This is a genomic window from Neobacillus niacini, assembly GCF_023715415.1.
In the GTDB taxonomy this organism is placed as follows: domain Bacteria; phylum Bacillota; class Bacilli; order Bacillales; family Cytobacillaceae; genus Neobacillus; species Neobacillus niacini_C.
In genome coordinates this window covers 1-255 of sequence record NZ_JAMBOB010000095.1, presented here as the reverse complement: position 1 = coordinate 255, position 255 = coordinate 1, and the positions used below count along the sequence as shown (strand labels likewise).

1 rRNA gene is annotated in these 255 nt (G+C 38.4%); it reads right to left on the bottom strand.

The features are described from left to right. Positions 1 to 96, bottom strand: a 23S ribosomal RNA gene (locus M3189_RS26730); the annotation flags it as partial. Positions 97 to 255 lie beyond the last annotated feature (159 nt).

The window sequence follows — 255 nt, the reverse complement described above, 5'->3', positions numbered from 1 at the left end:
CTTACTTACAGCTCCCCGAAGCATATCGGTGTTAGTCCCGTCCTTCATCGGCTCCTAGTGCCAAGGCATCCACCGTGCGCCCTTTCTAACTTAACCTAAAAGGTTTATTTTCTTCTTATTAATAAGAAAGAAAAACTAAAGTGGCAATTCTCGGTTTTACTTTGACTTCTTCTTACGATTATCTAGTTTTCAAGGAACGATTAAAAAAAGCTTTGAGAGAATTACTCCCTCAAAACTAAACAAACAAGTAACGTC